21 protein-coding genes are annotated in these 21,621 nt (G+C 59.0%); 15 read left to right on the top strand and 6 right to left on the bottom strand.

The annotated features are described in order from the left end of the window. Positions 1-14 precede the first annotated feature (14 nt). From miaB to trmB, 8 genes are all read left to right on the top strand, one after another. On the top strand, positions 15-1,418 hold the full coding sequence (miaB, locus tag AB4Z23_RS01510; protein WP_019564423.1) for a tRNA (N6-isopentenyl adenosine(37)-C2)-methylthiotransferase MiaB: 1,404 nt from the start codon (positions 15-17) through the stop codon (positions 1,416-1,418). Between the two features lie 40 nt (positions 1,419-1,458). Continuing rightward, positions 1,459-2,514: a PhoH family protein gene (locus AB4Z23_RS01515; protein ID WP_026330651.1), complete on the top strand. Its 1,056-nt coding sequence runs from the start codon at positions 1,459-1,461 to the stop codon at positions 2,512-2,514. Between the two features lie 9 nt (positions 2,515-2,523). Beyond that, positions 2,524-3,030: an rRNA maturation RNase YbeY gene (gene ybeY, locus AB4Z23_RS01520; RefSeq protein WP_019564421.1), complete on the top strand. Its 507-nt coding sequence runs from the start codon at positions 2,524-2,526 to the stop codon at positions 3,028-3,030. A 15-nt stretch (positions 3,031-3,045) separates the two neighbouring features. Then, positions 3,046-4,191, top strand: a complete 1,146-nt coding sequence (locus AB4Z23_RS01525; RefSeq protein WP_421475953.1) for a hemolysin family protein — start codon at positions 3,046-3,048, stop codon at positions 4,189-4,191. A 198-nt stretch (positions 4,192-4,389) separates the two neighbouring features. Next, a complete protein-coding gene (lnt, locus tag AB4Z23_RS01530; RefSeq protein WP_421475951.1) occupies positions 4,390-5,979 on the top strand; it encodes an apolipoprotein N-acyltransferase in 1,590 nt (529 codons plus the stop codon). A gap of 134 nt (positions 5,980-6,113) precedes the next feature. Further along, on the top strand, positions 6,114-6,533 hold the full coding sequence (locus AB4Z23_RS01535) for a helix-turn-helix domain-containing protein (RefSeq protein ID WP_003514807.1): 420 nt from the start codon (positions 6,114-6,116) through the stop codon (positions 6,531-6,533). A gap of 188 nt (positions 6,534-6,721) precedes the next feature. Next, complete coding sequence (metK, locus tag AB4Z23_RS01540) at positions 6,722-7,984, top strand: methionine adenosyltransferase (protein WP_003514808.1); 1,263 nt, start codon at positions 6,722-6,724, stop codon at positions 7,982-7,984. A gap of 173 nt (positions 7,985-8,157) precedes the next feature. Beyond that, on the top strand, positions 8,158-8,856 hold the full coding sequence (trmB, locus tag AB4Z23_RS01545) for a tRNA (guanosine(46)-N7)-methyltransferase TrmB (RefSeq protein ID WP_421475949.1): 699 nt from the start codon (positions 8,158-8,160) through the stop codon (positions 8,854-8,856). Positions 8,857-8,868: 12 nt separating this feature from the next. Here trmB and AB4Z23_RS01550 read toward each other — a convergent pair whose 3' ends face one another. Next, positions 8,869-9,768: a ribokinase gene (locus tag AB4Z23_RS01550; RefSeq protein WP_421475947.1), complete on the bottom strand. Its 900-nt coding sequence runs from the start codon at positions 9,766-9,768 to the stop codon at positions 8,869-8,871. A gap of 53 nt (positions 9,769-9,821) precedes the next feature. Beyond that, positions 9,822-11,015, bottom strand: coding sequence for a DNA recombination protein RmuC (locus tag AB4Z23_RS01555; protein ID WP_003514811.1), 1,194 nt, complete (start codon positions 11,013-11,015; stop codon positions 9,822-9,824). A gap of 148 nt (positions 11,016-11,163) precedes the next feature. Between AB4Z23_RS01555 and def the strand changes: the two genes are divergently transcribed. Genes def through truA form a run of 3 tightly spaced genes read left to right on the top strand, consistent with a single transcriptional unit; the run spans position 11,164 to position 13,459 of the window. Further along, a complete protein-coding gene (gene def / locus AB4Z23_RS01560) occupies positions 11,164-11,676 on the top strand; it encodes a peptide deformylase (RefSeq protein WP_065703749.1) in 513 nt (170 codons plus the stop codon). 47 nt (positions 11,677-11,723) lie between these two features. Further along, positions 11,724-12,659: a methionyl-tRNA formyltransferase gene (fmt, locus tag AB4Z23_RS01565; RefSeq protein ID WP_112154791.1), complete on the top strand. Its 936-nt coding sequence runs from the start codon at positions 11,724-11,726 to the stop codon at positions 12,657-12,659. Beyond that, positions 12,659-13,459, top strand: a complete 801-nt coding sequence (truA, locus tag AB4Z23_RS01570; protein WP_003514816.1) for a tRNA pseudouridine(38-40) synthase TruA — start codon at positions 12,659-12,661, stop codon at positions 13,457-13,459. The genes fmt and truA overlap by 1 nt, the downstream gene beginning before the upstream one ends. A 15-nt stretch (positions 13,460-13,474) precedes the next feature. Here the strand turns inward: truA and AB4Z23_RS01575 are convergent, their stop codons facing one another. Genes AB4Z23_RS01575 through dapD form a run of 3 tightly spaced genes read right to left on the bottom strand, consistent with a single transcriptional unit; the run spans position 13,475 to position 16,120 of the window. Next, positions 13,475-14,071: a hypothetical protein gene (locus tag AB4Z23_RS01575; protein WP_019564415.1), complete on the bottom strand. Its 597-nt coding sequence runs from the start codon at positions 14,069-14,071 to the stop codon at positions 13,475-13,477. Next, the gene (gene dapE / locus AB4Z23_RS01580; protein WP_065688372.1) at positions 14,055-15,251 is read right to left on the bottom strand and encodes a succinyl-diaminopimelate desuccinylase; all 1,197 of its coding nucleotides are present in this window, start codon (positions 15,249-15,251) and stop codon (positions 14,055-14,057) included. The genes AB4Z23_RS01575 and dapE overlap by 17 nt, the downstream gene beginning before the upstream one ends. Before the next feature lie 14 nt (positions 15,252-15,265). Then, positions 15,266-16,120, bottom strand: a complete 855-nt coding sequence (gene dapD, locus AB4Z23_RS01585; protein WP_003514821.1) for a 2,3,4,5-tetrahydropyridine-2,6-dicarboxylate N-succinyltransferase — start codon at positions 16,118-16,120, stop codon at positions 15,266-15,268. A 144-nt stretch (positions 16,121-16,264) separates the two neighbouring features. Between dapD and AB4Z23_RS01590 the strand changes: the two genes are divergently transcribed. Both AB4Z23_RS01590 and AB4Z23_RS01595 read left to right on the top strand, forming a co-directional pair. Beyond that, on the top strand, positions 16,265-17,125 hold the full coding sequence (locus AB4Z23_RS01590) for an LOG family protein (RefSeq protein ID WP_421475945.1): 861 nt from the start codon (positions 16,265-16,267) through the stop codon (positions 17,123-17,125). 166 nt (positions 17,126-17,291) lie between these two features. Continuing rightward, the gene (locus tag AB4Z23_RS01595; RefSeq protein ID WP_421476041.1) at positions 17,292-19,637 is read left to right on the top strand and encodes a methyl-accepting chemotaxis protein; all 2,346 of its coding nucleotides are present in this window, start codon (positions 17,292-17,294) and stop codon (positions 19,635-19,637) included. 70 nt (positions 19,638-19,707) lie between these two features. Here AB4Z23_RS01595 and AB4Z23_RS01600 read toward each other — a convergent pair whose 3' ends face one another. Further along, positions 19,708-20,652 (bottom strand): nucleoside hydrolase, encoded by a 945-nt coding sequence (locus tag AB4Z23_RS01600; RefSeq protein WP_013635386.1) that lies wholly within the window; start codon positions 20,650-20,652, stop codon positions 19,708-19,710. Positions 20,653-20,864: 212 nt separating this feature from the next. Here AB4Z23_RS01600 and AB4Z23_RS01605 point away from each other — a divergent pair, with 212 nt between their 5' ends. Together AB4Z23_RS01605 and AB4Z23_RS01610 are read left to right on the top strand one after the other, a co-directional pair. Beyond that, the gene (locus tag AB4Z23_RS01605) at positions 20,865-21,290 is read left to right on the top strand and encodes an Hsp20 family protein (RefSeq protein ID WP_019564411.1); all 426 of its coding nucleotides are present in this window, start codon (positions 20,865-20,867) and stop codon (positions 21,288-21,290) included. A 56-nt stretch (positions 21,291-21,346) separates the two neighbouring features. Continuing rightward, positions 21,347-21,604 carry a DUF1150 family protein gene (locus AB4Z23_RS01610; protein WP_003493591.1) on the top strand — a complete coding sequence of 86 codons (258 nt, stop codon included), beginning with the start codon at positions 21,347-21,349 and terminating at the stop codon, positions 21,602-21,604. Positions 21,605-21,621 lie beyond the last annotated feature (17 nt).

Here is a 21,621-nt window from a genome sequence, read left to right on the forward strand (position 1 = left end):
ACTAGATAACCGCCATGACCCAGGAAACGCTTGGCCTCGATGCCCCCGAAATGATTGCCCGCGAGGGCTCTAACAGCAGGAAGGTCTTCATCAAGACCTATGGCTGTCAGATGAACGTCTACGATTCCGTCCGCATGAGCGATGCGCTGGCGAAGGACGGTTACGTTCAGACGGAGGATATGGGCGAGGCGGATCTGGTGCTTCTGAACACCTGTCACATCCGCGAAAAGGCCGCTGAAAAGGTCTATTCGGCGCTCGGCCGCCTGCGCGACATGAAAAAATCGCGCGAAGAACAGGGCCGCGAATTCGTGATCGGCGTTGCCGGATGTGTGGCACAGGCAGAAGGCGAGGAAATCCTTCGCCGTGCGCCAGCCGTCGACGTCGTCATCGGCCCACAGACCTATCATCGCCTGCCGGACGCCCTGAAGCGGGTTCGCGGCGGCGAGCGCGTCATCGAGACCGAATATGCCGTTGAGGACAAGTTCGAACATCTGCCGGTGGCCGAAAAGGCAACACTGCGTACGCGCGGCGTCACGGCATTTTTGACGGTGCAGGAAGGCTGCGACAAGTTCTGCACCTTCTGTGTTGTGCCCTATACGCGTGGTTCGGAAGTTTCGCGTCCCGTGCGCCAGATCGTGGATGAGGCGATGAAACTGGTAGATGCCGGTGTGCGCGAAATCACGCTGCTCGGCCAGAACGTCAATGCCTGGCAGGGCGAAGGCCCGAAGGGCGAAAAATGGGGACTTGCCGAGCTTCTTTACCGGCTGGCGGAAATTCCCGGTCTTGCACGCCTTCGCTATACCACCAGCCATCCGCGCGACATGGATGACCGCTTGATTGGCGCACATCGCGACCTGCGCATTCTGATGCCCTATCTGCATTTGCCTGTTCAGTCCGGGTCGGATCGCATTCTGAAGGCGATGAATCGTCGCCACACAGGTGAGGAATATATCCAGCTCATTGAAAAAATCCGGGCCGCCCGCCCTGATATCGCCATGTCCGGGGATTTTATTGTTGGCTTCCCCGGCGAGACGGATCGTGATTTCGAAGACACGATGGCGATCATCGAACAGGTGAAATATGCGCAGGCCTTTTCATTCAAATATTCCACACGCCCCGGAACGCCGGGCGCCGATCTGACGGATCAGGTTGCGGAAGAGGTGAAGGCCGAGCGGCTGGAACGATTGCAGGCGCTGCTCTTGCGGCAGCAGAAGGAATTTGCGGAATCGCTGGTCGGAAAGACGATGGATGTGTTGCTGGAAAAGCCCGGCCGCATGCCTGAACAGTTGATAGGTCGCTCTCCCTGGCTGCAATCTGTGAATCTTGATGCAAAGACTTTGAAAATCGGTGACATTGTTAATGTACGAATCACCGCAACGGGTCCAAACAGCTTGTTTGCCGAGGTGGCAGAGAGTTAGAGTGAGGAGCCGACACTGATTGGGACAGGAGCCTGACCGCTTGAACGCACATGAATTGGTATCACCTTCATCGCGCCAGCCACGCCAAGCCGCGACCGACGCCAATCACTTCGTCCTCACGTTCGAGAATAACAGGATAGCGGGAGAGCTATTCGGTCAGTTCGATCAGAACCTCAAATTGCTGGAACAACGCCTCAACATTGATGCGCGCCCGCGCGGCAATTCCGTTGCCATCACCGGCGATGTCGTTGCCACCAATCAGGCTCGCCGGGCGCTGGATTTCCTTTACGAGCGTCTGCTCAAGGGCGGAACCGCCGAGGTTTCCGACGTGGAAGGCGCGATCCGCATGGCCATGGCGGCAGATGACCAGCTGACCTTGCCGACGATGGAGCGCAAGGCGAAGATCTCCATGGCGCAGATTTCCACGCGCAAGAAGACCGTCGCTGCCCGAACGCCCACCCAGGATGTCTACATGCGGGCGCTGGAGCAATCCGAACTGGTTTTCGGCGTCGGCCCCGCCGGCACCGGCAAGACCTATCTTGCCGTGGCGCATGCAGCGCAACTTCTGGAGCGTGGTGCGGTCGACCGCATCATCCTCTCGCGTCCCGCAGTAGAAGCGGGCGAACGCCTTGGCTTCCTGCCGGGCGACATGAAGGAGAAGGTCGATCCTTATCTGCGCCCGCTTTACGACGCGCTTTACGACATGATGCCGGGTGACAAGGTGGAGCGCGCCATTCAGGCGGGCGTCATCGAAATTGCGCCGCTGGCCTTCATGCGCGGACGCACGCTTGCCAACGCCGCCGTCATTCTGGACGAAGCCCAGAACACCACGACCATGCAGATGAAAATGTTCCTCACCCGTCTCGGTGAGAAAGGCCGCATGATCGTGACCGGCGACCCAAGCCAGGTGGACCTTCCGCGCGGCGTGAAGTCGGGCCTTGTCGAGGCCCTGCAAATCCTCACCGATGTGGAAGGTGTATCCGTCGTGCGCTTCAAGGATGTGGACGTCGTGCGCCATCCGATGGTGGCGCGCATCGTGCGGGCCTACGAATCCCACACGGCGGTGCCGGATGAAAGCCTCCTGAAGGGCAACTGACGCAAGACAATGACAGCTCTGGATATTCAAATCAGCGTCGAGGCCGAAGGGTGGTCCTCGGAAGAGGACCTTCTTGCCTTTGCCACCAAGGCGCTGGATGCGGCGGTTGATTTTTTGAAGCGGGAAGAGAAACAACCCTTCCCGAAAATGCCGGTGGAACTGTCGCTGGTCTTTACCGACGATGAAAATATCCGGGAAATCAATGCCGAATGGCGCGACAAGGACAAGGCAACCAATGTCTTGTCTTTCCCCGCTTTTCCGCTGGAACCGGGCGGCATGCCCGGCCCGATGCTGGGCGATATCGTCATCGCGCGCGAGACGGTTGAACGCGAGGCTCTTGAACTTGAGAAGAGTTTCGAGGATCATCTGACCCATCTTCTTGTTCATGGGTTCCTGCACCTGTTCGGTTATGACCACATGGATGAGGAGGAGGCGGAAGAAATGGAGTCGCTTGAGACTCGCATTTTGGCGGTGCTTGGCCTATCTGATCCTTACGCGGGACAGGAACCGCTTTGAATATTGTCTGGAGCCATGAACGAACATTCTGCACGACCTGCCAATGAGGGCAGAGAAAACGGCGAGCAGTCCTCCTCGGAGGAGGGCAGTAGTCATTTACGGAACGACTCCAATGCAAAGCCGAGATCGACGATCTGGTCGCGCATTGGACGGTTGCTGAAACCGTCACAGGGCGAGCGCCTGCGCGAGGATTTGACCGACGCGCTGATGGACGACACCGAAATCGGTGCAGCCTTTTCGCCCGAAGAGCGGGCGATGCTGAACAATATCCTGCGTTTCCGGGAGGTTCGGGTCGAAGATATCATGATCCCACGCGTGGATATCGACGGTCTCGACCAGAATATGACCATCGGCGAAGCTCTGATCCTCTTTGAGGAAACCGGGCGCTCCCGCATGCCGGTCTACGATGAGACGCTGGATAATCCGAAGGGCATGATCCACATTCGCGATCTGCTGGCCTATGTCGCCAAGCAGGCGCGCAACAAACGCCGAGTGGGATCGCGTGGCGTTGCCTATGGCGAGACGAAGGCTCCGCGCTCGCCGCGACCGAATTTTGACCTGGCTCGGGTGGATCTGGAACAGACGGTCGCCGATGCCGGGCTGGTGCGTAAAATTCTTTTTGCACCCCCCTCCATGCTGGCCTCCGATCTTTTGAAGACCATGCAGGCACAGAGAACACAGCTTGCCCTGGTGATCGACGAATATGGTGGCACGGACGGTCTCGTCAGCCATGAGGACATCGTCGAGATGGTCGTGGGTGACATTGATGACGAGCACGACAAGGACGAGACGATGTTTTCGCGTTTGTCCGCCGACGTGCTGGTGGCGGATGCCCGCGCAGAGCTTACAGAACTTGCCGAGGCAATCGGACCGGAATTCGATGTCCGCGAACATCTTGAAGAAATCGATACGCTCGGCGGCCTGATATTCTTCGCACTCGGCCGCATTCCGGCCAAGGGTGAAGTGGTCAGGGCCGTACCTGGTTTCGAGTTCCAGATCCTCGATGCGGATACAAGGCGTATCAAGGGTGTCCGTATCGTCCGCGATCATGGCTCGGAAGGGCAGGATGACCGCGCGCCGGGCGATGCCGATGCCGATGAGGTTATTCCGCTGCCCGCGCCGGATGTTCGCCTCATCACCCACCAGCAAAACGCTGACTGAGGTGGGCGACGGGATGCTCCCCGTCGCCGCCGCTCCTTGAACGCGTCATCAAGAGTCCAAAAGGACGCACGGTGCTCCGGCGATCATCCCTTCTGTGGACTGCGAATCTTTTTTCCTTTACGTCGAGTCTAAAGGGAAATTCCTTTGCGCGGCCATGCCGGGTTGGGCTTTTCCGGGTGGGCATTAAACGGAGATGGCATGGAGCGTCTTGCAGGCAGGGTAATGCTGGCCGGCGGCAAAAGCCGCGCAGTGATGGCGATTGCCGCAGGCGCGGTTGGAGCGCTTGCCTTGCCTCCGGTTGGCTTTTTCGCAGCGCTTTTTTTGTCTTTCACCCTGCTTGTCTGGTTGGTCGATGGCTGCACCGGCAAGCCGGGCGGCGGCATCTTCAGCCGCATCATGCCCGCTTTCGGCATCGGTTGGTGTTTCGGCCTTGGTTATTTCGTGGCGGGCCTGTGGTGGCTGGGCAATGCGCTCCTGCTGGAAGCTGACGAGTTCGCCTGGGCGCTACCGCTCGCCATCCTCGGCCTTCCGGCTGTTCTCGCCGTGTTTTACGGTTTTGCGGTCGCAGCCGCCAATATCGTCTGGTCGGACGGTCTCGGCCGTATCGCCGCACTTGCGGCCGCATTCGGCCTTTTGGAATGGCTCCGCAGCTTCATAGCAACTGGCTTTCCCTGGAACGCTATCGGTTATGGCATCATGCCTGTGCCGATCATGATGCAGTCGGCGCATCTGCTTGGTCTTTTTGGTGTCACCACGCTTGCCGTCTTCATCTTCGCCTCGCCTGCCTTGATCGGCACGAAAAAAGGCATGTGGCCGGGTCTCATTGTGGCGGGCCTGCTGCTGGCTGGCCATTTTGGTTATGGCTTTTACCGCCTTCAGACACCGTTGGAGACACCTGCGGATGCGCTGACCGTGAGGATCGTGCAGCCGTCGATCGACCAGTCCCGCAAGATGCTGAATGCAGACAGGGCCGAGATTTTCAGCGAGCATCTGCGCTTGACGGGCCTGCCGCCCGGCGAAGGAAAAAAACGCCCAGATATCATTGTTTGGCCGGAAACCTCCGTGCCTTTCATCCTGACGCAAAATCCGGACGCTCTGGCGGAAATCGCCAAGACGCTTGAGGACGGGCAGGTCCTGTTTACCGGTGCGGTCAGAATGGAAGATGCCGGTGCCGGCCGGCCTCCGCGTTACTACAATTCGGTCTATGCGATTGACAGTCAGGGCGAGATCATCGGCGCGACCGACAAGGTCCATCTGACACCCTTTGGAGAATATGTCCCTTTCGAAGATATTCTACGGGGATTCGGCATCAATAATGTCATCAGTCTGCCGGGCGGCTTTTCAGCCGCGTCTTCGCGCACGCCTTTGACGCTTCCTTCCGGTAAAACCCTCTATCCCCTGATCTGCTACGAGATCATTTTTCCCGAAGAGATGACCCCTGGTCTGGCGGGCGCCGCAGCGATCCTGAACGTCACGAATGATGGCTGGTTCGGCGATACACCCGGCCCTTATCAGCATTTTCTGCAGGCAAGAGTACGGGCCGTTGAAACGGGAGTGCCGGTGATTCGCGGCGCTAATACCGGAATTTCAGCCGTTATAGATCCCTATGGTCGTATTATTGCCGGGTTGGATTACGGCCGGGTCGGAATTGTTGACGCCACCTTGAGTGGTGGGGCAAATGACGCTGTTACTTACGACATACATCGGACGTATTTCTGGTTGATTTTTTCTATCATGCTGACCGTTTCGGTATTTTCTGCCTGGCGTTTTGCCCGGCGCCAGAATTGACCGGGAACCCCTACAATTGCATAGTGAATACGTCAGTCGTAAAACAAGTTTAGACGCTGTCGAAATACCAGCTCATTTCTTCGAATAAGCAATGAAACGAGATATCAACCCTTTCCGAGTGTCAGGACCGCATGATGACCGAAAATAAGAAAAAGCCTAACCCCATCGACATTCATGTCGGAAGCCGAATTCGTCTTCGCAGAACCATGCTGGGCATGAGCCAGGAAAAGCTGGGTGAAAGCCTCGGAATTACTTTTCAGCAAATTCAGAAGTATGAAAAGGGCACGAACCGCGTGGGCGCCAGCCGCCTGCAGAATATCTCCGCGATCCTGAATGTGCCGGTTTCCTTCTTCTTCGAGGACGCGCCGGGTGATCAGGCCGTCGGCACGACGGGCATGGCAGAAGCATCGAGTTCCAATTACGTGGTGGATTTCCTGTCGTCTGCCGAAGGCTTGCAACTGAACCGCGCTTTCGTGAAGATCGCCGACCCGAAGGTTCGCCGCCGCCTCGTTGATCTCGTCAAGTCGCTCGCCGCCGAAGGGGATGCCGAGTAGCACTCGCAGGCGACTGCTTTATTTTCCAGCGTACGGCGCTGGACACTCAACGGTCCGCAAGGGCCGTTTTTTTGTGCCCAATTAGAAAGGAATTCTCACATAAAGATATATTTATGTGGTTGTGTCCTTGTCTTTCATGGCCGAAATGACTAACAAACTCGAAGACCGTTCTTTGAGGGGAATCCCGCATGCGTGCCAATTACCTGTTCACCAGCGAGTCCGTGGCCGAAGGTCATCCGGACAAGGTTTGTGATCGTATTTCCGATGAAATCGTGGATCTCATCTATCGTGAGGCATCCAAGACGGGTGTCGACCCCTGGACCGTGCGCATCGCATGCGAAACGCTTGCGACGACGAACCGCGTCATTATCGCCGGTGAGGTTCGGGTTCCCGATACCCTGCTGAAAAAGGACAAGGACGGCAAGGTTCTCAAGGATGCTGCTGGCCACCCGGTCATCAATCCCTCGAAGTTCAAGTCGGCTGCCCGCAAGGCGATCCGCGACATCGGCTACGAGCAGGATGGTTTCCACTGGAAGACGGCGAAGATCGACGTTCTCCTGCATCCGCAGTCGGCGGATATCGCGCAGGGCGTGGACAACGCCTCCGACAAGCAGGGCGACGAGGGTGCCGGCGACCAGGGCATCATGTTCGGTTACGCCTGCAAGGAAACGCCGGACCTGATGCCGGCTCCGATCTATTATTCCCACCGTATTCTGCAGCTGCTCGCGACCGCCCGTAAAAGCGGCGAAGGCGAAGCTGCGAAACTCGGTCCCGACGCCAAGAGCCAGGTGACGGTTCGTTACGTCGACGGCAAGGCTTCGGAAGCCGTTTCCATCGTTTTGTCCACGCAGCATCTCGATGCCAGCTGGGATTCGAAGAAGGTTCGCGAAGTTGTCGAACCTTATATCCGCGAAGCGCTGGGTGACCTGAAGATCGCCGATGATTGCCAGTGGTATATTAACCCGACGGGCAAATTCGTCATTGGTGGTCCGGATGGCGATGCGGGTCTGACCGGCCGCAAAATCATCGTGGACACCTATGGCGGTGCTGCCCCCCATGGCGGCGGTGCATTCTCCGGCAAGGACACGACCAAGGTCGACCGTTCCGCGGCCTATGCTGCCCGCTATCTGGCCAAGAACGTGGTGGCTGCCGGTCTGGCCGAGCGCTGCACCATTCAGATTTCCTACGCGATCGGCATCGCCCAGCCTCTGTCGATTTATGTCGATCTGCACGGTACCGGCAAGGTCAGCGAAGATCAGGTCGAAGGCGCCATCCGCAAGGTCATGGATCTGTCGCCGTCGGGCATTCGCCGTCATCTCGATCTCAACAAGCCGATCTATGCCAAGACGTCCTCCTACGGCCATTTCGGTCGCAAGGCGGGCCGTGACGGTTCCTTCTCTTGGGAGAAGCTCGATCTGGTGAAGCCGCTCAAGGAAGCTTTGAGCGCTTGAAGCATTTCCAGTAAAATTGCGTAGCGATTTTACGTTCGGAAAATGCGGGGACTTGTTCTAAGCCTTGTCATTCGACGGGGATTGAGAGATACCGGTTGCACCATTTGTAACCCGCATAGTGCCATTCAAGTGGCCCTGTGCGGGTTTAGTCTATTTGTTCTTGAGAGTATGACATGACGGAAGAGCGGCGTTCGCGCGCAACGGAAGCGTTTTTTGGCAGACGCAAGGGCAAGCCCCTGCGCAATCAGCAGATCGATACAATCGAAAACCTGCTGCCTTTGCTGAAAATCGATCTGGAAAGCGCGCCTCCGAAAAATCTCGTCGCTCTCTTTCCGGCGGATGTGAAATCGGTCCGTCTGGAAATCGGTTTCGGCGGCGGCGAGCACCTTGCCCACCGCGCGGCTGAAAATCCTGAGACCGGCTTTATCGGCGTCGAGCCCTTCGTCAATTCCATGGCCAAGCTGCTGGCAAGCGTGCGTGAAGGCGAGTTGATGAATATCCGCCTTTACGATGATGACGCGACGCAATTGCTGGATTGGCTGCCGGATGGGTCGATCGATCACATCGATCTACTCTATCCCGATCCCTGGCCGAAGAAGAAGCACTGGAAGCGCCGTTTCGTTTCCGACGTCAATCTTGCCCGTTTCCATCGCGTCCTGAAACCCGGTGGCAAGTTCTGCTTTGCTTCCGATATCGATACCTACGTCAACTGGACGCTACAGCATTGCGCCCGCCACGGCGGTTTCGAGTGGACGGCGGCAAGTGCCGAGGACTGGCACACCCCCTATGCCAACTGGCCGGGCACGCGTTATGAGAACAAGGCGAAAAGAGAAGGCCGCAGCTCGGCCTATCTCACTTTCATTCGCATTTAACAGCTCGAACCGTCAGATATTCGCGTCCACTTCGGCAGCAACCGGAATGGAAGGCTGTGCGCCGGCGCGGGTGCAGGCGAGCGAGCCTGCGACGGCGGCGCGCTTCAGCGCCTTTTCGAAATCCATACCCTGATCGAGGCTGGCGGCGAGATAACCGCAGAATGTATCGCCAGCGCCAACAGTATCGACCGGCTCGATCTTGAGACCGGACGCCTTGAAGACCTTGCCGTTGCGAATGGCGATTACGCCATCAGCACCAAGCGTCACGATCAATGTCTGGCCGGTCTGCTCATGCAGGGATTTGAGTTCATTTTCCCGTTCGGAGGCTGAAAGTCCGTTTTTGCCGATCAGCAGTTCGAACTCGGTTTCATTGGCGATGACGATATCGGAAAGGCTGGCAAGGCGCGGCCCGTCCGCGGTCAGCGGCGCGGTATTGATGATAGTGGTGATACGTTTAGCCTTCGCGGCCGTCAGTGCTGCTTCGATTGAGGGTGCGGGCACCTCGAACTGAAGCATCAGAATATCGCCCGCTGCCATCTCCGCCACGGCTCTTGCGGCGTCGGATGCGGAAACTTCGCCATTGGCGGCGGGAATGACCGAGATCATGTTCTCCCCGCCTTCACCGATCAGGATTACGGCGGTTCCCGTGGGGCCGGGCGCAGTCTTGACGAGCGACAGATCGGTGCCGGCATCGCGCAGCAATGTCAGCGCTGGCGCGGCAAAGGTGTCATCACCCGTAGCGCCCGCCATTTTGACCGTTGCACCTGCGCGCCGTGCGGCAAGCGCCTGATTGGCTCCCTTTCCGCCGGCCGCCGTGGAAAAGGTTTCTCCCGTCACGGTTTCACCGGGTTTGGGCAGGCGTTTGGCGGTGGCGACGAGATCCATGTTGATGGAGCCGAAAACAGTAATCATCAGGGCATGTCCGTATGAAATTCAAAGCAAGGCGGCGACTTTGCCCGAGGGGATCACTCGTCGTCAACCACCCGCAACTTGGCCGTTCCTGCCCTGTTCTCTGCAAAGCGTCGCGCCTGCTCGATTTCGCTATGGGAGGTCTCCTTTTCCGTCGGCGAAAAATCGAGGCCCTCGATCTTCTGGCCACGCGCCAGCACCTTGTCGGAGGAGATCAGCATCATGTCGACATCTTTCTGCGCCAGCCCGAAATGGGCTTGCAGCTTGCGCGTCCGGTCGTCCAGCCGCCGCACGTCATCCATGAGAAGCGCGACTTCACCCTGAATGAGGTGCGCCTGCTCGCGCATGCGCTGGTCCTTCAGCACCGACTGGATAACCTGCACCGACAGCATCAAAAGCGATGGCGAGACAATGACGACACGAGCGCGATGGGCACGCTGTACCAGATATTCGAAATGCTGGTGAATATCGGCGAAGATCGATTCCGACGGCACGAAGATGAAGGCCGTATCCTGGGTTTCGCCGCGTATCAGATATTTCTCCGCCACGTCGCGAATATGCACTTCCATATCGCGGCGGAACTGCTGGGTCGCAGCCCGTTTGCCCTCGGGCGTTTCATCCGCCTTCAGCGCATTCCACGCCTCCAGCGGAAACTTGGCGTCGATGACGAGGGACGGGGCGTTATTCGGCATCCTGATGATGCAATCCGGTCGGTAGCCATTCGAAAGCGTGGGCTGAAGCTGAAAGGCCCCGGCGGGAAGCGCATCGGCGATCAGCGCTTCCATGCGCGCCTGCCCGAAAGCGCCGCGCGTCTGCTTGTTGGAGAGGATCGCCTGAAGCCCGACCACGTCCTTTGCCAGATCCTGAATATTACCCTGGGCGGCATCGATAACCGCAAGCCGCTCCTGCAGGCGGCTTAGATTCTCGTGTGTCGACCGGGTCTGCTCGGTCAGCGTCTCGCCCAGCCGCTGCGACATGCCGTCGAGGCGCTGGTTGATCGTCTGGCCCATCTCGCTCTGGCGCGTGCCGAGCGTCTCGGCCATCGCCGCGATCCGGCCGTGCAGTTCCGACTGGGTCTTCAACAGATCGGAAATTTCACCATCGGCTTCCGCTTTTTTCCCACGACTTTTCGTGACCATCCAGAAAGCGGAAAGGCCGAAAACGAGAGCCGCAAGAAGCCCGCCGAAGCTGATGTCGACGGAGCCGGCCCGCAAGGCGGGATCGAGGAGAAAAGAGAAATCGATGCTCATGGCTAAATCTACCAGATTTCCAGTGATTCGTAAGATCAAAACAAGAACATTCATGCGGCGGAATTGAGTCGGGCAAAACCAGCCGAAGGTCCCATTTCGACCGCGTATTTTTTATTTCCTCCGCGCAAGAGATACGTTATGGGAAGCCATGACTATCAAACCGCTTATCATTTTGCCCGATCCCGTGCTGCGCCAGCAATCAAGGCCCATCGAACAGGTGGATGCCGAAGTGTTGCGCCTTGCCGACGATATGCTCGAAACCATGTATGATGCGCCGGGTATCGGCCTTGCCGCCATTCAGGTGGGCGTGCCGCGCCGCATGCTGGTGATCGACGTTTCGCGCGAGGACGAGGAGAAAAAGCCGGTCGTCTTCATCAATCCGGAAATCCTCAGAGTGTCGGACGACGTCTCGGCCTATGAGGAAGGGTGTCTCTCCATTCCCGATTATTATGCCGAGGTAGAGCGTCCCGCATCCCTGACAGTGCGATATGTCGATCGTGACGGAAAGCAGCAGACGGTCGATGCGGACGGACTTCTGGCGACGTGTCTGCAGCATGAGATCGACCACCTGAACGGCATTCTGTTCATCGACCATATTTCGCGCCTGAAGCGAGAAATGGTCATCAAGAAATTCACCAAAGCAGCCCGCGCTAAGGTCTGATTCGTCTTAAATATGTAGACGGACCGGCATAGAGGGCAGGGGGCGATATGGCTCTTCGCATCATTTTCATGGGCACGCCGGATTTTTCCGTTCCCACGCTGCGTGCATTGGTGGACGCTGGTCACGAGGTCGTTGCCGTTTATACGCAGCCGCCGCGTCCAGGCGGTCGCCGTGGCCTCGATCTGCAGAAATCGCCGGTGCATCAGGCGGCCGAACTGCTGGGTCTGCCCGTGCTGACGCCGGTGAATTTCAAGGCCGAGGAAGACCGGCAGCAATTCAGGGAATTCAACGCCGATGTCGCTGTTGTCGTTGCCTATGGGCTGCTATTGCCCGAGGCAATCCTGAGCGGTACGCGTCTTGGCTGCTATAACGGCCACGCCTCGTTGCTGCCGCGCTGGCGCGGCGCTGCTCCCATTCAGCGGGCGATCATGGCTGGCGATGCCGAGACGGGCATGATGGTCATGAAAATGGAAAAGGGGCTCGATACCGGCCCGGTGGCGCTGACCGCCAAGGTCACGATCGGTGAGAATACCACGGCAGGTGAATTGCACGACAGCCTGATGCTGACAGGCGCGCGGCTGATGCGGCAGGCGATGGACAAGCTGGAAGCAGACGATCTTCCTCTCGTTGCGCAGCCGGAAGAAGGCGTCGTTTATGCCTCGAAAATCGACAAGGGCGAGACCCGGATTAATTTTTCCCGGCCGGCACAGGACGTCCATAACCATATCCGCGGCCTTTCGCCTTTCCCCGGCGCCTGGCTGGAAATGGAAATCGGCGGTAAGGCCGAGCGCGTGAAGGTTCTGGCGTCAGAGCTGGCGAGCGGTATGGGCGAAGCGGGCGCTGTGCTCGATGACGCCCTGACCATCGCCTGCGGCAGTGGCGCGGTGCGGCTTACCCGTTTGCAGAAGGCGGGTGGCAAGCCGCTGTCGGCTGCCGATTTCGTTCGTGGCACACCCGTTCCCGCCAGAACGAGGCTCGGCTGATGCCGCGTTTCCGCATGACCGTCGAATATGACGGTACGCCTTACTTCGGCTGGCAGAGACAGGATAACGGCCCTTCAGTTCAGGGCGCGCTTGAAGCTGCCGTCCGGTCGCTGACCGGCGAAACCGTTTCTATTCGCGGCGCTGGCCGCACCGATTCCGGCGTGCATGCCGTGGGACAGGTAGCTCATGTCGATCTTTCCCGCGATTGGGCGCCATATAAGCTTCGCAATGCTCTCAACGCCCATCTGGCCATGGCGAAAGAGGCCGTCTCGGTTGTCGACGTAACGGCGGTGACCGAGGATTTCGACGCGCGCTTCTCCGCGCTTCGCCGCCATTATCTGTACCGCATCATTTGCCGGAAAGCGCGGCTGGCACTCGAGCACAAGCGCGCATGGTGGGTATCGAAAGATCTGGACCACGAACACATGCATGAAGCTGCACAGATGCTCGTCGGCCGGCACGATTTTACCACTTTCCGCTCGGTTCATTGTCAGGCGAGCAGCCCGGTCAGAACGCTCGACCGGCTGGATGTGACGCGCAATGGCGATCTTATCGAGATACGCGCCACCGCGCAGAGCTTTCTCCACAACCAGATACGCTCTTTTGCCGGAACGCTTAAAATGGCCGGTGAAGGCAGCATGACACCGGAAGACGTGCGCGCGGCACTGGAAGCACGGGATCGCAAAGCCTGCGGCCCAGTCGCGCCGCCGGATGGTCTCTATTTCATGCAGGTCGATTATCCCGACGTCATTCCGCCGCGTGTCTATTCAAAGGTCGAGACGGTCGAAGACACGGACTGAAGTCCGTCTCGTTTCTCAGGCCGGATAAACGCCGAGAAAACGCTGCAGTGCCTCGGACAGAAGCATGCCCGGCACCAGCAGGGTCATAACGATCGCCGAGACAAGCAACGACTGGTCGCGGATGAAGAAGCGCACGATCCGCGAAAAGGCGAAGACCAGCGACAGCAGGAGTGCCAGCCAGAGAATGGCGATCAGCCCCTGCAAGGGCGGCAGAAAAAACGCGATCAGGATCAGAACCGCATAGGCATAGGAAAATGGCAGCGACAGCCAGTTCATGGTGGTGACCAGTGCGGTGAATTTTTCCCGTGCGCCAAAGGCGAACAGCAGCATGCCGATCAACAGCAGCGGCACGATCCAGCAGATAGCCTCGACCATCGCAAGGCGGAAAAAGAAGATGAACCCCGTTCCTGTTCCGGGCGGATAGCTTGCCAGGAACGCAGCGCGCAGCCACAGCCAGGACACCAGCATGGCGGGCAGGCACCAGAGGGCGGAGTAGAAGGACCGCCACATGCCGCGCTCGGAAAGATCCAGATAACGCGCGCCGGTATGGTCGCCGAGCAGCAGCAGCCAGAGGCCTTTCAGATAGAGCCTTACTTCACTTGCCGTCGGCATGGGAGAACCAGCGTTCGATGAAGGTCTCGTAGATGCGTGTCAGCGTCTCCAGATCGGCGACTTCCACGCGCTCATCGACCATATGCATGGTCTGCCCGACGAGGCCGAATTCCACGACGGGGCAATAATCCTTGATGAAACGCGCATCCGACGTGCCGCCGGTGGTCGAGAGCTTGGGCTCCTTGCCTGTCACGGCTTCCACGGCGCCGGAAAGCGATGAGATGAGCGCATTGTTCCGGGTCAGGAAAACATGGGCCGGACGGTCCGCCCAGACGATCTCATATTTGACCGGGCTGCGGTCGGGACGAAGTTCTCCCTCGGCAGCGGCGGCATCGAGGCGGCGGATGATTTCCGCCCGCAGGCTCTCCACCGTCCAGCTGTCATTGAAACGGATGTTGAACGACGCCGTCGCCCGCGCCGGAATGACATTTGTGGCGGCATTGCCGGTGTCGATGGTCGTCACTTCCAGATTAGACGGCTGGAAGTCGTCCGTGCCGTGATCGAAGGGCGGATGCATCAGCGCGTGGGTCAGTTGCAGCAGCCCGCGAATGGGGTTGTCGGCCAGATGCGGATATGCGGCATGACCCTGCACGCCATGCACGGTGATGCGGCCCGAAATCGATCCCCGGCGGCCGATCTTGATCATGTCGCCCAGCTGGTCGGGGTTGGTCGGTTCACCCACCACGCAGGCATCCCATGTCTCGCCTTTGGCGGCGGCCCATTCCAGCAACTTGGAGGTGCCGTTGATCGAGGGGCCCTCCTCGTCACCGGTGATCAGGAAAGAAACGGAACCTTTCGGTTTTCCGTGTTTCTCGATGTAGCGGGCGATGGCAGCAACGAAACAGGCAATGCCGCCCTTCATGTCCACCGCACCACGGCCGAACATTTCGCCGCCGGCAATTTCAGCGGCAAAGGGCGGATGGCTCCATGCCGCCTCGTCGCCCACCGGAACGACATCGGTATGGCCCGCAAACATCAGGTGCGGACCTTCCGTGCCAAGCCGGGCGTAGAGGTTTTCAACGTCAGGCGTTCCCACTTCCCTCGCCACCATCTTTTCCACCGCAAAGCCAAGCGGTGAAAGCAGGGTGTCTAGCAGCGATAGCGCGCCACCTTCGGCGGGCGTCACCGAAGGGCAACGGATGAGGGCAGCGAGATTGGCAACGGGATCGGTCGTGGTCATGGTATCAGCTTTTATCAGTCGCGCAGAAGCTCGTTGATGCCGGTCTTGGAGCGGGTCTTTTCATCGACGCGCTTGACGATGACGGCGCAATAAAGGCTCGGGCCCGGCTCGCCGTTCGGGAACGGCTTGCCCGGCATGGTGCCGGCAACGACGACGGAATAGGGTGGCACTTCGCCATAGGTGATCTCGCCGGTGGCGCGATCGACGATCTTGGTCGACTTGCCGATGAAGACGCCCATGCCGAGAACGGCGCCCTCGCGCACGATGCAGCCTTCTACGACTTCCGAACGGGCACCGATGAAGCAATTGTCCTCGATGATGGTCGGGCCGGCCTGAAGCGGCTCCAGAACGCCGCCGATGCCAACGCCGCCGGACAGATGCACGTTCTTGCCGATCTGCGCGCAGGAGCCGACCGTCGCCCAGGTGTCGACCATCGTGCCTTCATCGACATAGGCGCCGAGATTGACGAAGGAAGGCATCAGCACCACGTTCTTGGCCACATAGGCCGAGCGGCGCACGACGGCGTTAGGCACTGCGCGGAAGCCCGCAGCGCGGAACTGGTTTTCACCCCAGTTCTCGAACTTCGACGGCACCTTGTCCCACCAGGTGGATTCACCGGGGCCGCCGGTGACGATCTCCATGTCGTTCAGACGGAAGGAGAGGAGCACGGCCTTTTTCAGCCATTGGTTCACTTTCCAGTTCCCGTCCGCCTGCTTTTCGGCGACGCGTACCTTGCCGCTGTCGAGAAGTTGAAGAGATGTGTTCACCGCGTCGCGAACCTCGCCCTTTGTCGATACGTTCACACCGTCACGGTTGTCGAAGGCTGTTTCGATGGTGGTTTCGAGAGAGGTGAGGTCCGGAAGGCTCATGGAAAATTCCTTGAATGTCGCGTGTGTTCGTGGCCACGGATGGTCCCGCGCCGCTGGAAGGCTCTGGTCATTTGATCTAAGGGAGTGTTGGAAAGGCGTCAATGTGATTTGGGTGATTTGGCGCACCAGACGAAAGGCTTGGAAATGACACGACTGAAAAACGGCAAATTGCGGCGCAAGGATGGGGTGTGGGACCCGTTGAAGCGTAGCTCTGCGGACAAGCAGCAGGCCGATGTCATTCCCAAAACACCGCAGTCGGATTCCCCATCCTACCGGCTTGCCTACGCGGATATGGATTTTCTTTGCCGCGAGGAGTTGCGCCCCGTCAGGCTTCAACTCGAACTTCTGAAGACGGAAATGGCGCTGACCGAGCGGGGCATCAAGTCCACCGTCGTCATGTTCGGCGGCGCGCGCATTCCCGAGCCCGGCGGCGAGGCTTGGGCGGCCCGCAACGAGACGCAGAAACGCAATCTGGAGCAATCCTCGGTTTATTACGAGGAGGCGCGCAAGTTCGCCCGGCTCTGCACCGACTACGGCGCGAAATCGGACCATCTGGAATATGTCGTGGTCACCGGCGGTGGTCCCGGCGTCATGGAAGCGGGCAATCGCGGCGCAGCCGATGTCGGAGGCCCGTCCATCGGCCTCAACATCGTTCTGCCGCATGAGCAGGCGCCCAACCCCTATGTCACGCCGGAGCTGAGCTTCAACTTCCACTATTTCGCCATCCGCAAGATGCATTTCCTGATGCGGGCCAAGGCCGTGGTGATCTTCCCCGGCGGTTTCGGCACGCTCGATGAACTCTTCGAGACGCTGACGCTGATCCAGACGAAGCGCATGGCGCCCATCCCGCTCGTTCTCTTCGGAGAGAAATTCTGGCGCTCCGTCGTCAATTTCGAATTCCTCGCGGATTTCGGAACCATTGCGCCCGAAGATATGGAGCTGCTACATTTCGCCGAAACGGCCGACGATGCATGGAACATCGTATCCGCCTATTACGAGCACTGATTTCGGCTTGATGCGACGGGGGAATTTTAGGGGTTAATTAGCAAAGATATTCTAATTTCCCCTCGTCGCGTTGCAGCGCACTGCCCCTAGCGGGCGGGCCTCCATGACGGAGATTTCTCATCCGTTGACGCCAGCCTTTTCGGCCGGCGATTTGATCGAGGCCAAAATGTTCAATTTCAAAGTGAAGTCGCTTGCGACCAAGCTGATCCTTGTAACCGGCTGTGCAATCACCACGGTCCTTGTCGCATCGAATTCCTTCCTCATTTCCCAGACCAGCGACCGTGTCCATTCGCTGACCATGGATCAGGCGAACACCGAGGCACGCGCCATCGCCAACGTCATCGCCGCAGATGTCGGTGAACTCGGCAGTGCTGCCCGCTCCATGGCCGGTATCATCGGCCGTGCGCACCAGGCGAAATCGATGGACCGCCCCGGCATCGTCAACATCCTCAAGGCCAATGTCGAGCAGAATGCTTTCGCTTTCGGAAGCTGGTTCTGTGAGCAGCTGGGCCTTTTCGACGGACAGACCACCGAGATCGCCAACAGGCTCGATCTCGGCACCAATGCAACGGGTGCATTTGCCCCCTACTGGTCGAAGACCCAGAAAGGCGACATCCAGTTTTCGACCTTCAAGAACGACTATGCGGCGGAGTGGTATTCGCTGGCCGCCAAATCCGGCAAGGGCGCCATTACCCAGCCCTATCTGGCCGAAGGCACGGAAGTGCCCACCACAATGACCTCGCTTGCCTATCCCGTCATGTCTGATGGTAAGATGATTGGTGTGGCGGGGGTCGATATCTCGCTGGCAGCTCTGTCGCAGAAGCTGCAGGCGCTGCATCCTTTCGAAACCGGCCGTGTGACACTCATTTCGCAGGGCGGCCAATGGCTGGTACCGCCGACGCCCGAGCAGAACATGAAGGCCTATGACGGAGAGGGTGCAAGCACCGTTCAGGCGGCGATCACATCCGGCAAGCAGGGTCTGATCGAAAATCTCGGTCTTGATACCGACGCGCCCTATAACCGCCTTGTCTATCCGTTTGCGGTGCCGGGCCTCAATGCCACCTGGGTGGTTCTGGTGGATATCCCGCATCAGGCGTTGAACGCGCCGGTGCAGGAGCAGACTTATCTGATGATCCTTGGGGCGATCGTCATTCTTGCGGCGGTTATTGCCGCGCTCTATTTCTCCGTCCGCTATTTCGTCCGCAATCCGCTCGCCTCGCTGGTCTCCGATGTGAAAACACTGAGCGACGGTCGTTACGATGTGCCGGTTTCCGGACAGGAACGCAGGGATGAGACGGGCGCGGTGGCAACGGCTCTGGAAGGCTTCCGTGCGAAGCTTGCCGGTATCCGCGAAATGGAAGCGGATGCCGCCGTGCAGCGTGGCAATGCGGAAACGGAGCGCCAAAGGTCCGAATCCGAGCGCAATGAGAACAGCCGGATGCAGCAACATATCGTGAGCGTACTCGGCGCGGGTCTCAATGCGCTCTCGCAGGGCAATCTGACCTATCGTATCGAGGACCAGTTCCCCGGTGAATATGCAAAGCTGCGCAACGACTTCAACTCGGCGCTCGCCAGCCTCGAGGAAACCGTTTCCACCGTCAACGGAACCGTTGCCAGCATCGGCAACGGCACCGGCGAGATCACCCGCGCTGCGAGCGATCTCTCCCACCGCACGGAACAGCAGGCTGCAAGCCTGGAAGAGACCGCTGCCGCCCTCAACCAGCTGACGGCGCAGGTCAATTCCAGTGCGGAAAACGCAGCGCAGGCGGCGACAGCTGTCAGCAATGCCTGCGACGACGCCGGCAAGTCGGGCGAGGTCGTGCAGCAGGCCGTCAGTTCCATGGAAGGCATCGCTCAATCCTCGGCGGAAATCTCCCGCATCATCGGGGTAATCGACGAAATCGCTTTCCAGACCAACCTTCTGGCGCTGAATGCCGGTGTGGAAGCTGCCCGTGCGGGCGAGGCTGGCAAGGGTTTTGCCGTCGTCGCGCAGGAAGTACGTGAACTGGCGCAACGTTCCGCGACAGCCGCGAAGGAGATCAAAGGTCTGATCAACACCTCCGCAAGGCAGGTGGGCGAGGGCGTCCAGCTGGTCGGCAAGGCCGGCGAGACGATGAGAAAGATTGCCGATCAGGTTCTGCAGATCAACCAGCTGATACGGCAGATTTCGGCCTCCGCCAGCGAGCAGGCGGTAGGTCTCAAGGAGATCAACTCCGCCGTCACTCAGATGGACCAGGTCACCCAGCAGAATGCTGCCATGGTGGAAGAAACAACGGCGGCAAGCGTGACGCTGAACAGCGAGGCGGAAACGCTGAAATCGCTCGTTGCCGGCTTCTCCGTATCCGGCGGTCATTCCAGCCAGTCGAGCCAGCAATTGCGCGCCACCGCGGCGGCAATGCGTGCGCCTGTCGCCTCGTCACAGGCATCGGGCCGCTCGGCTGCGACCCAACGTTCCCGCCCAAGAACCAGCGGCGCAAACGCGCTGGCACAGGACGACTGGACCGAGTTCTGAGAATATCCCGTGGTTCCAAATGAAAGGGCCGCTGGTCATGCCAGCGGCCCTTTTCATGTCTGCGTTCCCATCAGAGGCGGGCGAAACGTTCCGTCAGCAATTCGAAAAAGCCGTCCGCATCCACATTTCGCATCACGCGGGCGTTGACCGGGCGCTCGGTCACCCGCCACCAGTCCACCACCGTCATGCCCATGGTCAGTTCGGAATTGACCTCGATTTCGACATTGCAATCGCGGCCCTGAAACAGCTCGGGCTTGAGGAGATAGGCGATGACGCTTGGATCGTGCAGGGGGCCGCCGTCCGAACCGTATTTCTCGATGTCGAAACGCTCGAAGAATTCCAGCATTTCCGCCATGGCGATTGCCGGGCGTGTGCCTATATCGCGAATGCGGCTGACACGCGCCTTGGTGGTCAGCAACTGGTGGGTTACGTCAAGCGGCATCACGACGATGGGCACGCCGGAACGGAAGACGATATCGGCAGCCTGCGGATCGACATAGATGTTGAATTCCGCAGCCGGTGTGATGTTGCCGCCTTCAAAGAAGCCGCCACCCATCATCACCAGTTCCTTGACGCGGCCTGCAATCTCGGGGGCCTTCTGCAAAGCCAGCGCCACATTGGTCAGCGCGCCGAGCGTGCAGAGCGTCACGGTGCCCGCAGGCTCCCGCAGCAGCGTTTCGATGATGAAATCGACGGCGTGCTGCTTTTGTGCCTCCATCGTCGGCTCGTCGAGAACCGGGCCATCAAGGCCGGTGCTGCCGTGAACATGCTCGGCAGTGATGGGCTTTCGCACCAGTGGCCGCTCGGCACCCTCATAGACGGGAATATCGGTGCGGTCGCACAATTCGCAGATGATGCGGATGTTGCGGCTGGTCAGTTTCAGCGGAACATTGCCGGCGACGGCGCACAGACCGAGAATTTCAATTTCTTCCGGGCTTGCGAAAGCCAGCATGATCGCTGCCGCGTCGTCCTGACCTGGATCCGTGTCTATGATGATTTTTCTGCGTTCTGCCATGTCTTGCCCGCCGTTGAGATAAGGCGCTTTTTTCGAGCGGCGGACGCTCACTTGTCAAGTCTCATTCCTCGGCGTGCCTGCCTTTGCCTTGTGGCCCCGCCTTGCGCATCGTGGTTTTGCTTCCCATATTGCGTACAGCCGGTAAGATTGACCGGCAGGGTTGCCGGAAGCGGGACCGCGAAACGTCGCTTGGTTGCAAGGACAGAGACGATATGAGCCGCATGACGCCATTCACCCACCCGCTTTTGCTGGGTTTTGATGCCATGGAAAAAACGCTGGAGCGTATGGCGAAGGCCAATGATGGCTATCCTCCATACAACATCGAGCGCCTGCCCGGCGCTGAAGACGTGCCGGAACGCCTGCGTATCACGATTGCAGTCGCCGGTTTTTCGCAGGACGATCTGGATGTGACGACGGCCGACAACCAGCTCGTCATTCGCGGTCGCCAGCAGGAGCAGGAAAAGCGGGATTTTCTCTACCGGGGTATCGCTGCCCGGCAATTCCAGCGGGTCTTCGTGCTTGCAGACGGCATGCAGGTGAGGGACGCGCGCCTGCGCAATGGCCTTCTTGCCATCGATCTGGTGAAGCCCGAAATTTCAAACGTGGTAAAGAAAATTAATATTTCCGTCTCAGAGTAGAACGTGAACGCCGGAATCCGACACGAATCGCTCGGCGTGAAGAAGGAGGCTGAAATATGCTTTTAAAAGAAGCGCATGCGCGTCTCACCCGGTCCCAGCTCGCTCATATCGGCGAGGGAGAAGTGGGCTATATCCGTAAAATCCGTGCGGAAGACGTAAGCCGCTGTTTCCCGGAAGCGCCTGATCTCGATCCGCAACTCGATCTCTGGGCCCTGTTTGGCGCGGATGGCACGCCGATCCTCCTGACAGACAATCGTTCCAGCACGTTTTTCAAGGCTGCCGAAGACGATCTGAAAACCGTCAGCCTGCATTGAAAGGAAAAAAGCCCGCC

The sequence above is a fragment of the Agrobacterium sp. MCAB5 genome (genome assembly GCF_052114365.1).
In the GTDB taxonomy this organism is placed as follows: domain Bacteria; phylum Pseudomonadota; class Alphaproteobacteria; order Rhizobiales; family Rhizobiaceae; genus Agrobacterium; species Agrobacterium tumefaciens.